Annotated in this window: 13 protein-coding genes; all 13 read left to right on the plus strand. The window is 68.6% G+C overall.

The genetic code is table 11. The annotated features are described in order from the left end of the window. Positions 1-5 precede the first annotated feature (5 nt). The 13 genes from AC5RW2_RS04320 to pyrF all read left to right on the plus strand — a co-directional run bounded on the left by AC5RW2_RS04320 (position 6) and on the right by pyrF (position 14014). Positions 6-911 carry a shikimate dehydrogenase gene (locus AC5RW2_RS04320; protein ID WP_493962293.1) on the plus strand — a complete coding sequence of 302 codons (906 nt, stop codon included), beginning with the start codon at positions 6-8 and terminating at the stop codon, positions 909-911. A gap of 32 nt (positions 912-943) precedes the next feature. After that, positions 944-2143 carry a chorismate synthase gene (gene aroC, locus AC5RW2_RS04325; RefSeq protein ID WP_493950568.1) on the plus strand — a complete coding sequence of 400 codons (1200 nt, stop codon included), beginning with the start codon at positions 944-946 and terminating at the stop codon, positions 2141-2143. Then, a complete protein-coding gene (locus AC5RW2_RS04330) occupies positions 2143-2685 on the plus strand; it encodes a shikimate kinase (protein WP_493962125.1) in 543 nt (180 codons plus the stop codon). Before aroC ends, AC5RW2_RS04330 begins: the two co-directional genes overlap by 1 nt. Then, positions 2682-3776, plus strand: a complete 1095-nt coding sequence (aroB, locus tag AC5RW2_RS04335; RefSeq protein WP_493962124.1) for a 3-dehydroquinate synthase — start codon at positions 2682-2684, stop codon at positions 3774-3776. Before AC5RW2_RS04330 ends, aroB begins: the two co-directional genes overlap by 4 nt. Positions 3777-3922: 146 nt before the next feature. Next, the gene (efp, locus tag AC5RW2_RS04340) at positions 3923-4486 is read left to right on the plus strand and encodes an elongation factor P (protein ID WP_493962123.1); all 564 of its coding nucleotides are present in this window, start codon (positions 3923-3925) and stop codon (positions 4484-4486) included. Beyond that, positions 4486-4905, plus strand: a complete 420-nt coding sequence (gene nusB, locus AC5RW2_RS04345; protein ID WP_127512662.1) for a transcription antitermination factor NusB — start codon at positions 4486-4488, stop codon at positions 4903-4905. The genes efp and nusB overlap by 1 nt, the downstream gene beginning before the upstream one ends. 266 nt (positions 4906-5171) lie before the next feature. Beyond that, positions 5172-5768 (plus strand): bifunctional pyr operon transcriptional regulator/uracil phosphoribosyltransferase PyrR, encoded by a 597-nt coding sequence (gene pyrR, locus AC5RW2_RS04350; protein WP_493941077.1) that lies wholly within the window; start codon positions 5172-5174, stop codon positions 5766-5768. After that, a complete protein-coding gene (locus tag AC5RW2_RS04355) occupies positions 5765-6769 on the plus strand; it encodes an aspartate carbamoyltransferase catalytic subunit (RefSeq protein WP_493950565.1) in 1005 nt (334 codons plus the stop codon). The genes pyrR and AC5RW2_RS04355 overlap by 4 nt, the downstream gene beginning before the upstream one ends. Next, the gene (locus AC5RW2_RS04360) at positions 6766-8097 is read left to right on the plus strand and encodes a dihydroorotase (protein ID WP_493962122.1); all 1332 of its coding nucleotides are present in this window, start codon (positions 6766-6768) and stop codon (positions 8095-8097) included. Before AC5RW2_RS04355 ends, AC5RW2_RS04360 begins: the two co-directional genes overlap by 4 nt. Then, positions 8097-8597: a PH-like domain-containing protein gene (locus tag AC5RW2_RS04365; protein WP_493950563.1), complete on the plus strand. Its 501-nt coding sequence runs from the start codon at positions 8097-8099 to the stop codon at positions 8595-8597. Before AC5RW2_RS04360 ends, AC5RW2_RS04365 begins: the two co-directional genes overlap by 1 nt. Positions 8598-8605: 8 nt before the next feature. Then, positions 8606-9847 (plus strand): glutamine-hydrolyzing carbamoyl-phosphate synthase small subunit, encoded by a 1242-nt coding sequence (gene carA, locus AC5RW2_RS04370; protein WP_493950562.1) that lies wholly within the window; start codon positions 8606-8608, stop codon positions 9845-9847. After that, positions 9847-13146 (plus strand): carbamoyl-phosphate synthase large subunit, encoded by a 3300-nt coding sequence (gene carB, locus AC5RW2_RS04375; protein ID WP_493950561.1) that lies wholly within the window; start codon positions 9847-9849, stop codon positions 13144-13146. Before carA ends, carB begins: the two co-directional genes overlap by 1 nt. Continuing rightward, positions 13139-14014: an orotidine-5'-phosphate decarboxylase gene (gene pyrF / locus AC5RW2_RS04380; RefSeq protein WP_493962121.1), complete on the plus strand. Its 876-nt coding sequence runs from the start codon at positions 13139-13141 to the stop codon at positions 14012-14014. The genes carB and pyrF overlap by 8 nt, the downstream gene beginning before the upstream one ends. Positions 14015-14076 lie beyond the last annotated feature (62 nt).

Raw genomic sequence — 14076 nt, forward strand, 5'->3', positions numbered from 1 at the left:
GCGGCCTGGCAGCCGACGACGTACCTGCCGGCGCGCTGCCGGTTGCGCACCGGTACCAGGCTGCCGTGCTCGGGCATCCGATCGGCCACTCCCGGTCGCCCGCGCTGCACCGGGCCGCCTATGAGCTGATTGGCTTCGATTGCAGCTACCGGGCGATCGACGTCACCGCGGACCACGTTCCGCAGTTCGTCCGGACGCTGCGCACCGAGCCGGGGTGGGCGGGACTGTCGGTGACCATGCCGCTGAAGGCGGTGATGGTTGGCCAGATGGACCGCACCAGCCCGCTGGTGGATCTGCTGGGCGTGCTCAACACCGTGGTTCCCCAGTACGACGGCGAGGGGCGGGTGACGCTGTCCGGCCACAATACCGACGTGGCGGGCATCGTCGGCGCGCTGCGCCACGGCGGTGCCCGTGAGGGCCAGCCGGCAGTCATTCTGGGCGGCGGCGGCACCGCTGCCGCTGCTGCCGCCGCGCTGGCGGAGCTGAAACCCTCCGCCGTGACCCTGTGCCTGCGCGACCCGGCCAAGGCGGCCAACGTGCAGGCCATTGCCGAGCACCTGGGACTCCCGCTCCAGATAGCAGGCTGGGACCACGCAGCCGCCGCGGTGCGGCAGGCCGGCACGGTGGTCTGCACGCTGCCGCCGCACTCTGCGGACCCCTTGGCTGCCCGGTTGGCGGACCAGGCAGCAGGGGAGCGCAGCGGGAGCGTGCTGCTTGACGTTACCTACGATCCGTGGCCCAGCGAGCTGGCGGCCGCCTGGCAGGCCCAGGGCGGTTCGGTGGTGCACGGCTTGGAAATGCTCATTTACCAGGCGGTCGAGCAGGTGCGCTTGTTCGCCGGCGACCGCTTCACCAACGCCGCCGATGTCATAAATGTGATGTGTGACGCGGTGGGTGCACCGCGGCGCTAAACAGCCCGCCGAGGCATGGCAGTATTGAATCCATGTTGCGTTGGTTAACCGCCGGTGAATCCCATGGTCCGGCCCTGGTAGGAATTATCGAAGGCGTCCCCGCCGGCGTCGAACTGACCGCAGCCGAGGTGCAGGATGCGCTGGCGCGGCGGCGCTTGGGCTACGGCCGCGGCGCCCGGATGAAATTCGAACAGGACGAGGTCACCCTGGTGGGCGGCGTCCGCCACGGCCTGACCCAGGGCGGCCCGGTAGCCATCGAAGTAGCCAACACCGAATGGCCCAAGTGGGAAACCGTCATGTCCGCCGACCCGGTCGATCCTGCACTGTTGGAGGATCTGGCCCGCAACGCCCCGCTGACCCGGCCTCGGCCTGGCCACGCAGACTTCACCGGCATGCAGAAGTACGGCTTCCACGAAGCCCGTCCGGTGCTGGAACGCGCCAGTGCCCGCGAGACAGCTGCACGGGTAGCCCTGGGAACGGTAGCCGCGAAGTTCCTCTCCGCTTTAGGGATTAGGTTGGTCAGCCACACCACCGCGGTCGGCGGGGTTTCGGTTCCCGAGGGCAGCCGGCTTCCCCGGCCGGACGACGTCCTGGCGCTGGACGAAGATCCGCTGCGCTGCTTCGACGCCGAAACGTCCCTGGCCATGGTGCAGGAGGTGGATCAGGCGCACAAGGAAGGCGAAACCCTGGGCGGCGTCGTCGAGGTGCTGGCCTACGGGCTGCCGCCGGGTCTGGGCAGCTACGTGCACTGGGACCGCCGGCTGGACGCCCGGCTGGCCGCCGCGTTGATGGGCATCCAGGCGATGAAGGGCGTGGAGGTCGGGGACGGCTTCCGCACCGCCGCCCGCCGCGGATCCGCCGCCCATGACGAAATCGTCCGCGACGAGAACGGCACCATCGTGCGTGCCAGCAACCGCGCCGGCGGCATCGAAGGCGGCATGAGCATCGGCGAGACGCTGCGCGTCCGCGCGGCCATGAAGCCGATTGCCACGGTTCCCCGTGCGCTGGCCACCATCGACGTCAGCACCGGCGAGCCGGCCAAAGCCCACCACCAGCGTTCGGATGTTTGCGCCGTGCCGGCCTCCGGCGTCGTCGCCGAGGCCATGGTGGCGCTGGTGCTGGCCCAGGCCGTCACCGAGAAGTTCGGCGGCGACTCCGTGGCCGAGACGTCACGCAACCTGCGGTCCTATCTGGCGGCCATTCCGGAGTCGCTGGATTCGATCGGCCACTAGTGGCCTCCGGGGAACCGCTGCGGCTGCGGCGCCATCTGGTGCTGATTGGTCCCATGGCGTCGGGCAAGTCGACGCTGGGCAGCCAGTTTGCCAGCCGGCACGGCCTGGCTTTCGCCGACAGCGACAAACGGCTGGTTGAACGGCACGGTCCGATTCCCGCGATCTTCACCTCGATGGGCGAGCATGCCTTCCGCGAACTTGAAGCCCGCGAGGTGGCGGCGCTGCTGGGCGAAGGCAAACCGCCCGCCGTGGTTTCGCTGGGCGGCGGCGCCATCCTGGATACCGGCACCCAGCAGCTGCTGGCCAACTGCACCGTGGTCTTTTTGGACATCGATGTGGACACGGTGCGTCCGCGCATCATCAAGGACACCGGCCGGCCGCTGCTGGCCGGCGACCCCGTGGGCCGCTGGACCGAAACCCTCCGGCAGCGTCGTCCGGTATACGAGCGCCTGGCCGACGTGGTGCTGGACACCCGCGGCAAAAGCCAGCAGCAGCTGCTGGCCGAACTGAGACAACTGCTTGAGGAAAGGCACGAACCGTGAGCAACACCGAGGCAACCGTCATCCCCGTCACCGGGAACACACCCCAGGAGGCGTACGACGTCGTCGTCGGCCATGCGCTGCTGGGCCGGCTGCCGCAGGTGCTGGGGGAGCGGGTCCGCAAGGTGCTGGTCATCCATCCGCGGGCGCTGCGTGCCACCGGCGACGCCGTGCGCGAGGACCTGGCCTCGAACGGGATGGAAGCGCTGACCGCCGAGATCCCGGACGCCGAGGAGGGCAAGCACATCCAGGTGGCTTCGTTCTGTTGGGAAGTGCTGGGCAAGAACGACTTCACCCGCTCGGACGCCATTGTGGCGGTGGGCGGTGGGGCGGTCACCGACGTGGCCGGCTTCGTGGCCGCAACCTGGCTGCGCGGCGTCAAGGTGGTGCACATCCCCACCAGCCTGCTGGGCATGGTTGACGCGGCTGTCGGCGGCAAGACCGGGATCAACACCGCCGAGGGCAAGAACCTGGTGGGCGCGTTCCATCCGCCGGCCGCCGTGCTGGCCGATTTGGACGCGCTGCAGACGCTGCCGCCCAACGAACTGATCACCGGCATGGCCGAAGCGGTCAAGTGCGGCTTCATCGCCGATCCGGCCATCCTGGACCTGATTGAAGCCGACCCGAAAGCTGCCAGCACCGCCGGTACCGCCCAGCTGCGGGAAATTATCGAGCGCGCCATCCGGGTCAAGGCGGAAGTGGTTTCCGCCGACCTGCGCGAGTCCGGACGCCGCGAGATCCTCAACTACGGGCACACGCTTGGCCACGCGATTGAACTGGCCGAGCGCTACCAAATGCGCCACGGGGCGGCTGTTTCGATCGGCCTGGCCTTCGCCGCCGAGCTGTCCCGGATGGTCGGCCGGCTGGACGACGCCACCGCCGACCGGCACCAGGCAATCCTGACCTCCCTCGGGCTTCCGGTCACCTACCGCCGCGACCGCTGGGCCGCGCTGCTGGACGGAATGAAGCGGGACAAGAAGGCCCGCGGCGACCTGCTGCGCTTCGTGGTGCTGGACGGACTGGCCAAGCCCGGCATCCTGGACGTACCGGACACCTCGCTGTTGTTCGCCGCCTACCAGGAAATCGCCGAGTAGCGCCGCTTCCGCCTCCGCTGCTTCAGGAAGCCGACCCGGCTACTTGGGGCGGGCAACCCACCAGCAGGTAGAATGTCTGCTGGACTTCGCTCCGGGCCGGGCGGACCTTCCGCCGGCGGCCCGCCATCATCAACGAAAGTGAAACTGTGGCCACAACCAACGACATCAAGAACGGCACCGTGCTGAAAATGGACGGCCAGCTGTGGAACGTCATTGAGTTCCAGCACGTGAAGCCGGGCAAGGGCGGCGCGTTCGTGCGCACCAAGATCAAGAATGTCGTGAGCGGCAAGATCCAGGACAAGACCTTCAACGCCGGCCTGAAGATCGAAACCGCCACGGTGGACCGCCGCGATTACACCTACCTGTACAAGGATGGCGACGACTTCGTCTTCATGGACGTGCAGGACTACGACCAGGTCACCGTTCCCGGTCCGGTAGTCGGCGAGGACGAGAACTTCCTGCTGGAAAACATCAAGGTCAACATCGCCATGCACGACGGCACCCCGCTCTACATCGAGTTGCCGGCCTCCGTGGTCATGGAGATCACCTACACCGAGCCCGGACTGCAGGGCGACCGCTCCACCGGCGGCACCAAGCCCGCCACCGTGGAGACCGGCTACCAGATCCAGGTCCCGCTGTTCCTGGAGACCGGCACCAAGGTCAAGGTCGACACCCGCACCGGCGACTACCTGGGACGAGTCAACGACTAGTGAGTGCCCCTACTTCAGCTCGCGGCAAGGCCCGCCGCAGGGCCGTCGACGTCCTTTTTGAAGCCGAACAGCGCGGCGTGAGCGCAGCCGAGGCGCTGGCCGGCCGGGACAAGACGGACCAGGTGATCAACCCCTACACCGCGCAGATCGTCGAGGGCGTCGCCGCCCTGCAGCCCACCATCGACGAGTTCCTGGCCACCTACGCCCAGGGCTGGACGTTGGACCGGATGCCCGCCGTGGACCGCATCATCCTGCGCGTCGGCTCGTGGGAACTGCTCTACAACGACGACGTGCCCGACGGCGTTGCGGTGAGCGAAGCGGTGGAGCTGGCCAAGACGCTGTCAACCGACGAGTCGCCATCCTTCGTCAACGGCCTATTGGGCCGGCTGCAGCAGCTCAAGCCCACCCTGCTGGCCTGAGCCGCCGGTTCAGCCACCATCTCCACGTACGACGGCGGGTGCCCACTTTGCGGGGCACCCGCCGTTGTCGCGTGCCGGTCCAGCCGGTCCGTTTCCCCGGCAGCCGCCACAGCCAGCCCGCCGTTCGGTGAGCTTGCCCACATCGGCCACAGATCGCCGTCGTGCAGCCGTCACGAAGCAGGCGAGCAGGGCCGGTCGTGGTAATTTTGAGGGCGCAAGCAACCTTTAAATTCCGTCCGGTGAGGCGGGGAAGGAGGCGGCAAAAGATGAACACGGGCTCACCGGCGCAACAGCCGGCATCGTCGCGAGTTGTACTTGCCGAAGCGGACATCAACCGCGCATTGACCCGGATTGCCCACGAGATCCTCGAGGCGAACAAGGGGTCCCAAGATCTGGTCCTGTTGGGCATCCCGCGCCGCGGTTATCCACTGGCCCGCCGGCTGGCCGCCAAAATCGCCGCCGCCGATCCTTCCGTCGCTGCCGAAGACATCATCGGCCAGCTGGACGTAACCATGTTCCGCGACGACCTCCGCCGCCACCCCACGCGCACCCCGCTGCCCACCCAGCTGCCGGCAGCCGGCATCGACGACAAGGTCGTGGTGCTGGTGGACGACGTGCTCTACTCCGGCCGCACCATCCGCGCGGCACTGGACGCCCTGGTGGACCTGGGCCGGCCGCGGATCGTCCGGCTGGCCGTCCTGGTGGACCGCGGGCACCGCGAACTCCCGATCCGGGCCGACCACGTCGGCAAGAACCTGCCCACCTCCTCGGTGGAGAAGGTCCGGGTCCGGCTGGCCGAAATTGATACGAACAACGGCAGCCCGGCCGCCGACGAGGTAGTAATCGAGGACTTCAGCGCATGAAACACCTGCTGTCCACCGCCGACCTGGCCAAGCCGGACGCGGTGCAGATCCTGGATACTGCCGAGGAAATGTCCGCCGTATCACTGCGCGAGGTCAAGAAACTGCCCGTGCTGCGCGGCCGCACCGTGGTCAACCTCTTCTTCGAGGACTCCACCCGCACCCGCATCTCCTTTGAGGCCGCCGCCAAGCGGCTCTCGGCTGACGTGATCAACTTCGCCGCCAAGGGATCCTCCGTGTCCAAGGGCGAATCGCTCAAGGACACGGCCCAAACCCTGGAAGCGATGGGGGCCGACGCCGTCGTGATCCGGCACTGGGCCTCCGGCGCGCCGGCGCGGCTGGCCGCTTCCGGCTGGATTGACGCCACCGTGGTCAACGCCGGCGACGGCACCCACGAGCACCCCACCCAGGCGCTGCTGGACGCGTTCACGCTGCGGCGCACCTGGGCCAAGCTCAACGGCACCGGCTCAACCGGCACGGACCTGGCTGGCATGAAGGTGGCCATCGTCGGGGACATCCTGCATTCCCGGGTGGCCCGTTCAAACCTGTGGCTGCTGCGCACGCTGGGCGCCGAGGTCACCATGGTGGCGCCACCGACGCTGCTGCCGGTGGGCAGCCGCGAGTGGCCGTGCACCATCAGCTACGACCTGGACGCCACGCTGGCCGCCGGCACGGACGCCGTGATGATGCTGCGTGTCCAGGGCGAGCGGATGAACGCCGCCTACTTCCCGTCCACGCAGGAATACTCCAGCCGCTGGGGCTTCAACGACCTCCGGCTGGCAGCGCTGGACGCTTCCGGCCGCGACGGGACCATCATCATGCACCCCGGCCCGATGAACCGCGGGCTGGAAATCTCCTCGGCGGCGGCCGACTCGCCGCGCTCCACCGTGCTGGACCAGGTCCGCAACGGCGTGGCCGTTCGGATGGCCGCCCTCTACCTTCTGCTTTCCGGCGGCACCGAGTCCGCCGCTCCCACACCGACCGCCGCCCAGGAGGCCAAGTGACCGCGTCCAGCACCGAGACCAGCTACCTGATCCGCGGGGCCTCGCTGACCGGCGGGGACCGGGCCGACCTGTTGGTCCGCGACGGAAAGATCGCGGAGGTGGGCAGCGCGCTCAGCGCGTCAGGCGCCGTCGTGGTTGACGCCAACGGGCTGATTGCGCTGCCCGGCATGGTGGACCTGCACACGCACCTGCGCGAGCCGGGGCGCGAGGACGCGGAAACGGTGGAAACCGGCACCCGCGCCGCCGCCCTGGGCGGCTTCACCGCGGTGCACGCGATGGCGAATTCGTCGCCGGTGGCCGATACCGCCGGCGTGGTCGAACAGGTGTACACGCTGGGCCGCACCGCCGGCTGGGCCGACGTCCGCCCGGTGGGCGCGGTGACCGTCGGGCTGGCCGGCGAACGGCTGGCCGAGCTGGGCGCGATGGCCGATTCCCGCGCCCGCGTCCGGGTGTTCTCCGACGACGGCATCTGCGTCTCGGATCCGGTGCTGATGCGCCGCGCGCTGGAGTACGTCAAGGCGTTCGACGGCGTGATCGCCCAGCACGCGCAGGAGCCGCGGTTGACCGACGGCGCGCAGATGAACGAAGGCACCGTTTCGGCGGTGCTGGGCATGACCGGCTGGCCGGCCGTGGCCGAGGAAAGCATCATCGCCCGCGACGTGCTGCTGGCCCAGCATGTGGACTCCCGGCTGCACGTCTGCCACGTCTCGACGGCCGGATCGGTGGACATCATCCGCTGGGCCAAGGCCCGCGGCATCAAGGTCACCGCCGAGGTCACGCCGCACCACCTCTGGCTGACCGACGAACTGGTCCGCAGCTACGACCCGGTTTACAAGGTCAACCCGCCGCTGCGCACCGACGAGGACGTGCAGGCGCTGCGCGCCGGCCTGGCCGACGGCACCATCGACGTGATCGGCACCGACCACGCCCCGCACCCCTCCGAGGCGAAGGAATGCGAGTGGGCGCAGGCGGCGATGGGCATGACCGGCCTGGAAACCGCGCTGTCCGTGGTGCAGCACACCATGATCGAATCCGGGCTGATCGGCTGGGCCGACTTCGCCCGGATCACCTCCGCCATGCCGGCTCGGATCGGCCGATTGGCCGGCCAGGGCCAGCCGCTGGCAGCCGGCGCGGCCGCCAACATCACGCTGGTGGACCCCGCGGCCCGCTGGACGGTGGACCCCTCGGCCATGGCCACCAAGGGCCGGAACTCGCCGTTTGCCGGCCGGAAACTGCCCGGCCGCGTGGTGGCCACGTTCCTCAACGGACACCCCACCGTGCTGGACGGCGCCCTGAACACGCCCGCCCGCCCGGCAGAGGAGGGCTGATGGGCCAGATCCAGGCCGGCCTGGTGATGCTCGCCGTCGCCGTCGTGCTGATTGTGCTGGTAGCGGTGGGCTGGCGGAACCGGCTCAAGCGCCAGCAGGACATCGCGCCGCTGTCGCAGATCCCGGCGGACACCGCCAACCCCACCGGCTACTACGAGGGCATGTACGTGGTCACCACCACGGCGGGGGACTGGTTGGACCGGGTGGCCGTCCACGGCCTGGGCATCCGGACCAAGGCCACGCTGCGGACCTATCCGCACGGCGTGCTGATCGAGCGGCCCGGCTCCACCGACCTCTACATTCCGGCCGCAACCATCTCCGGTGTCCGCACCGAGAGCGGCATGGTGGGCAAGTTCGTGGAATCCGAAGGGCTCGCCGTGATCACGTGGAAACTGGGGGAGCGCGACGTCGACACCGCCTTCCGCACCCGGCAGGCCGCCGATAAACAACCGCTGCTGGCGCAGCTGCAGACATACCTACCCGCCGTACAGGAAGACTAGGAAACATCGTGAGCGCAGAAACAACCTCCGCAACCGCACCGGCGCTGCTGGTGCTCGAAGACGGCCGGACCTTCCGCGGCCGCAGCTACGGCGCCCGGGGAACCACACTGGGCGAGGCGGTCTTTGCCACCGGAATGACCGGCTACCAAGAGACCCTCACCGACCCGTCCTACGCCCGCCAGCTGGTAGTGCAGACCGCACCGCATATCGGCAACACCGGCGTGAACGACGACGACGCGGAATCGCACAAGATCTGGGTGGCCGGCTATGTGGTCCGCGATCCCGCCCGCCGCGCTTCCAACTGGCGCTCGGAGCGCAGCCTGGACGACGAACTGGTCAACCAGGGCATCGTGGGCATCCAGGGCGTGGACACCCGCGCACTGACCCGCCACCTGCGCGAGCGCGGCGCGATGAAGGCCGGCATCTTCTCCGGCGACGCCGCAGGCCGCCCCGCCGCTGAACTGGTGGCCGAGGTCGCCGCGCAGCCGTCGATGGAAGGCTCCCGGCTTGCCGAAGAGGTCAGCGTCACCGAAGCCTACGTCGTCGAACCGGCAGACCACGGCTGGAAGGGCGAGCCGCGCTTTACCGTCGCCGCCCTGGACCTGGGCATCAAGGCCATGACTCCGGTCCGGTTTGCCGAGCGCGGGATCCGGGTGCACGTGCTGCCCGCCACCGCCACCTTCGAGGACGTCCAGGGTGTCTCGCCCGACGGCATGTTCATGTCCAACGGGCCGGGCGACCCGGCCACCGCCGACCGCCAGGTGCTGCTGCTGCGCAAGGTGCTCGACGCCGGCCTGCCGTTCTTCGGCATCTGCTTCGGCAACCAGATCCTGGGCCGGGCCCTGGGCTTCGGCACTTACAAACTGCGCTACGGCCACCGCGGCATCAACGTGCCGGTGATGGACCGGCGCACCGGCAAGGTGGAAATCACCTCGCAGAACCACGGTTTCGCCGTCGACGCCCCGCTGGACGGGCCGACGCTGGCCCCGGAAGAGCGCTTCGGCCGGGTTGAGGTCAGCCACGTCTGCCTGAATGACGACGTCGTTGAGGGCCTGTCCTGCCTGGACATTCCCGCCTTTTCCGTCCAGTTCCACCCGGAAGCGGCCGCCGGGCCGCACGACGCGGCCACCCTGTTCGACCGCTTTACCGACCTGATGGATTCCCGCCGCAACCAGGCCGGGACCGCTTCCCAGACGGCTTCCCAGCCCGCTTCCGAGACGACTTCCGAGACCACGAAGGACAGCAAGTAATGCCCAAGAGAGAAGATCTGAAATCCGTCCTGGTCATCGGTTCCGGTCCGATCGTGATCGGCCAGGCGGCCGAATTCGACTATTCCGGCACCCAGGCGCTGCGTGTGCTGAAGGAGGAGGGCCTGCGGGTCATCCTGGTCAACTCCAACCCGGCCACCATCATGACGGACCCGGAGTTCGCCGACGCCACGTACGTGGAGCCGATCACGCCTGAGGTGGTCGAAAAGATCATCGCCAAGGAGCGCCCGGACGCCCTGCTGCCCACGCTGGGCGGACAGACCGCTCTGAACACCGCGATCGCGCTGGACAAGAACGGTGTGCTGGAGAAGTACAACGTGGAGCTGATCGGCGCGAACATCGAGGCCATCGAGCTCGGTGAAGACCGGGAGAAGTTCAAGGGCGTCGTCGAACGCTGCGGTGCCGAATCCGCCAAGTCGGTCATCGTGCATTCGATGGACGAAGCCTTCGCCGCGGCCGAGGAACTGGGCTACCCCATGGTGGTGCGCCCGTCCTTCACCATGGGCGGTCTGGGCTCGGGCATGGCCTACAACGCGGACGACCTGCGCCGGATCGCCGGAGCCGGCATTCAGTACAGCCCCACCAGCGAGGTGCTGCTCGAAGAGAGCATCCTGGGCTGGAAGGAATACGAGCTCGAGATGATGCGCGACAAGAACGACAACGTCGTGGTCGTGTGCTCGATCGAGAACTTCGATCCGGTGGGCGTGCATACCGGCGACTCGATCACGGTGGCCCCTGCCATGACGCTGACCGACCGGGAGTTCCAGAAGCTGCGTGACATCTCCATCGCGGTGATCCGCGAAGTGGGCGTGGACACCGGCGGCTGCAACATCCAGTTCGCCATCGAACCGGACACTGGCCGTGTTGTGGTTATCGAAATGAACCCGCGGGTCTCCCGGTCCTCGGCGCTGGCGTCCAAGGCCACCGGCTTTGCCATCGCGAAGATCGCCACCAAGCTGTCGCTCGGCTACACGCTTGACGAGATTCCCAACGACATCACGCAGCAGACCCCGGCGGCCTTCGAGCCGACGCTGGACTACGTCGTCGTCAAGGTGCCGCGTTTCGCTTTCGAGAAATTCCCGGCCGCCGACCCGACGCTGACCACCACCATGAAGTCCGTGGGCGAGGCGATGGCCATCGGCCGCAACTTCACCGAGGCGCTGCAGAAGGCGCTGCGGTCGCTGGAGCAGAAGGGGTCCCAGCTGGAGTTCGCTCCGGTCAACGACTACGACATCCCTGAGCTGCTGGCCAAGGCCAAGTTCGGCTCCACGGAGCGGCTCTCGCTGGTGCAGCGCGCGCTGCTGGGCGGCGCGACCATCGAGCAGGTCTTCGAAGCCACAGCGATCGACCCGTGGTTCCTGGACCAGCTGCAGCTGATCAACGAGGTGGCCACCGAGATCCGCAAGGCCCCGGCGCTGACCGAGGACATCCTGCGGCTGGCCAAGCGGCACGGTTTCTCCGATGAGCAGATCGGCAAGCTGTCCCACACCAGCGAGGCAGTGGTCCGCGGCGTCCGGCACGCGCTGGGCATCCGCCCGGTGTTCAAGACCGTCGACACCTGCGCCGCCGAATTCGCCGCCTACACCCCGTACCACTACTCGTCCTACGACGAGGAGGACGAGGTTGAGCTGCACGCCAAGCCGTCCGTGATTATCCTCGGTTCCGGTCCCAACCGGATCGGCCAGGGCATCGAGTTCGACTACTCCTGCGTCCACGCCACCATGGCGCTGCGCAAGGCCGGGCACGAGACGGTGATGATCAACTGCAACCCGGAGACCGTCTCCACCGACTACGACATCTCCAACCGCCTGTACTTCGAGCCGCTCACGCTCGAGGACGTGCTGGAGGTCATCGCGGCCGAAGAACGCACCGGCGGTGTGCTGGGCGTGTTTGTGCAGCTGGGCGGCCAGACGCCGCTGAAGCTGGCGCAGGCGCTGGCCGACGCCGGCATCCCGATCCTCGGTACCTCGCCGGAGGCGATCGACTTGGCCGAGCACCGCGGCGCCTTCCAGCGCGTGTTGGATTCGGCCGGCCTGATCGCGCCGAAGAACGGCACCGCCGTCTCCTTCGACGAGGCCAAGAAGATCGCCGACGAGATCGGCTACCCGGTGCTGGTCCGCCCGTCCTACGTGCTGGGCGGGCGCGGCATGGAGATCGTCTACGACGAGGCCAACCTCTCCCGCTACATTGCCAACGCCACCGAGATCACGCCGGACCACCCGGTGCTGGTGGACCGCTTCCTGGAAGACGCCATCGAGATCGACGTCGACGCGCTCTACGACGGCAAGGACCTCTACGTCGGCGGCATCATGGAGCACATCGAGGAGGCCGGGATCCACTCCGGCGACTCGGCCTGCGTGCTGCCGCCGATCACCCTCGGCGCCGAGGTGCTGGAACGGGTGCGCAACGCCACCGCCGCCATCGCCGAGGGTGTCGGTGTGCGCGGCCTGATCAACATCCAGTTCGCGCTGGCCGCCGATGTGCTCTACGTGATCGAAGCCAACCCGCGTGCCTCCCGCACCGTTCCGTTCGTCTCCAAGGCCACCGGCGTGCAGCTGGCCAAGGCCGCGGCGCTGATCGGCACCGGCGTCAGCATCGACATGCTGCGCAGCGTCCACAAGCTGCTGCCGGAATCCGGCGACGGTTCCCGACTGCCGCTGGAAGCTCCGGTGGCGGTCAAGGAGGCAGTGCTGCCGTTCAGCCGGTTCCGCACGCCCGAAGGCACCGTGGTCGATTCGCTGCTCGGCCCGGAAATGCGCTCCACCGGCGAGGTCATGGGCATCGACAAGTACTTCGACACCGCCTTTGCCAAGAGCCAGGCCGCGGCCGGCAGCGCGCTGCCGACGTCCGGCAAGGTGTTCGTTTCGGTGGCCAACCGGGACAAGCGCTCCATCATCATGCCGGTGAAGCTGCTGGTGGATCTGGGCTTCGAGATCCTCTCCACCGGCGGCACGGCGGAAGTGCTGCGCCGCAACGGCATCCAGTCCACCACGGTACGGAAGGTCGCCGAGGGGCGTTCGGACGACGGCGAAGGCACCATTGTTGACCTGATTACCGAAGGTCACATTGGACTCGTCCTCAACACCCCCTCCGGCGGCCAGGCCCGCGGCGACGGCTACGAGATCCGCGCGGCGGCCACCTCGGTGGGCACGCCGATCATCACCACGGTGTCCGAGTTCGGTGCCGCCATCCAGGCCATCGAAGCGATGCGCCAATACGAGTGGGACGTGACCAGCCTGCAGGAGCATGCCGAAAAGCTGAAGGCTGCCTTCCATGCCTGAGCCCGGCGCCGGACCGCTGCCCGCCACCTTCGGGCAGCGGCTGCGGGCGGCGATGGCGGCCCGCGGGCCGCTGTGTGTGGGGATCGACCCGCACCCGTCGCTGCTCTCCGCCTGGGGCCTGAACGACGACGCCGGGGGGCTGGAACGCTTCTCCCTCACCGTGCTGGACGCGGTGGGGGAGCAGGCCGCCGCCCTGAAGCCGCAGGTGGCCCTGTACGAGCGGCACGGTTCTGCCGGGATGGCGGTGCTGGAGAAGCTGCTGGCGGCCTCGGTCGAGGCCGGGGTGCTGACCATCGCGGACGCCAAGCGCGGCGACATCGGCTCCACCATGGCGGCCTACGCGGACGCCTGGCTGCGCGACGGTTCGCCGCTGGCTGCCGACGCGGTGACCCTCAGCCCGTACCTTGGCTACGGATCGCTGCGGCCGGCTCTGGACCTGGCCGCAGCAACGGGCCGCGGCGTGTTCGTGCTGGCGCTGACCTCCAACCCGGAAGGTGCCAGCGTGCAGCACGTGGGCGGTGCCGAGTCGGTGGCACGCCGGATCGCGGAATCGGCAGCGGCCGACAACGCGGCGGCCGGACGCGACGGCGAGCTGGGCTCGGTCGGCCTGGTGGTCGGAGCCACGGTCCGCGCCGACATCATGGAACGGCTGGGACTCGACCTGGCTGCCGTCAACGGGCCGCTGCTGGCGCCGGGCCTGGGCGCCCAGGGCGCGACCGGAGCCGACATTGCGGCAGCCTTCGGCCCCGCCGTCGGGAATGTGCTGGCGACCTCTAGCAGGGACATCCTCAAAGCCGGTCCGGACACCGCCGCCCTGCGCCAGGCGACCGAACACACCCTGGCGGACCTGTCAGCCTTCTCCGGCTGAGCAGCCGCCACCGCTCCTGCCCCGGTCTGCTGGGCAACCAGTCTCCGCTCCGGCCTCGAGCC

It is taken from the genome of Arthrobacter sp. B0316-1-20, assembly GCF_059091865.1.

What these genes read in the sequence shown, in the direction of transcription:
- aroC (WP_493950568.1), top strand. Translation starts at nt 944, where the DNA reads ATGTTGCGTTGGTTAACCGCCGGTGAATCCCATGGTCCGGCCCTGGTA.
- pyrR (WP_493941077.1), top strand. Translation starts at nt 5,172, where the DNA reads ATGAACACGGGCTCACCGGCGCAACAGCCGGCATCGTCGCGAGTTGTA.
- AC5RW2_RS04355 (WP_493950565.1), top strand. Translation starts at nt 5,765, where the DNA reads ATGAAACACCTGCTGTCCACCGCCGACCTGGCCAAGCCGGACGCGGTG.
- AC5RW2_RS04365 (WP_493950563.1), top strand. Translation starts at nt 8,097, where the DNA reads ATGGGCCAGATCCAGGCCGGCCTGGTGATGCTCGCCGTCGCCGTCGTG.
- carB (WP_493950561.1), top strand. Translation starts at nt 9,847, where the DNA reads ATGCCCAAGAGAGAAGATCTGAAATCCGTCCTGGTCATCGGTTCCGGT.
- pyrF (WP_493962121.1), top strand. Translation starts at nt 13,139, where the DNA reads ATGCCTGAGCCCGGCGCCGGACCGCTGCCCGCCACCTTCGGGCAGCGG.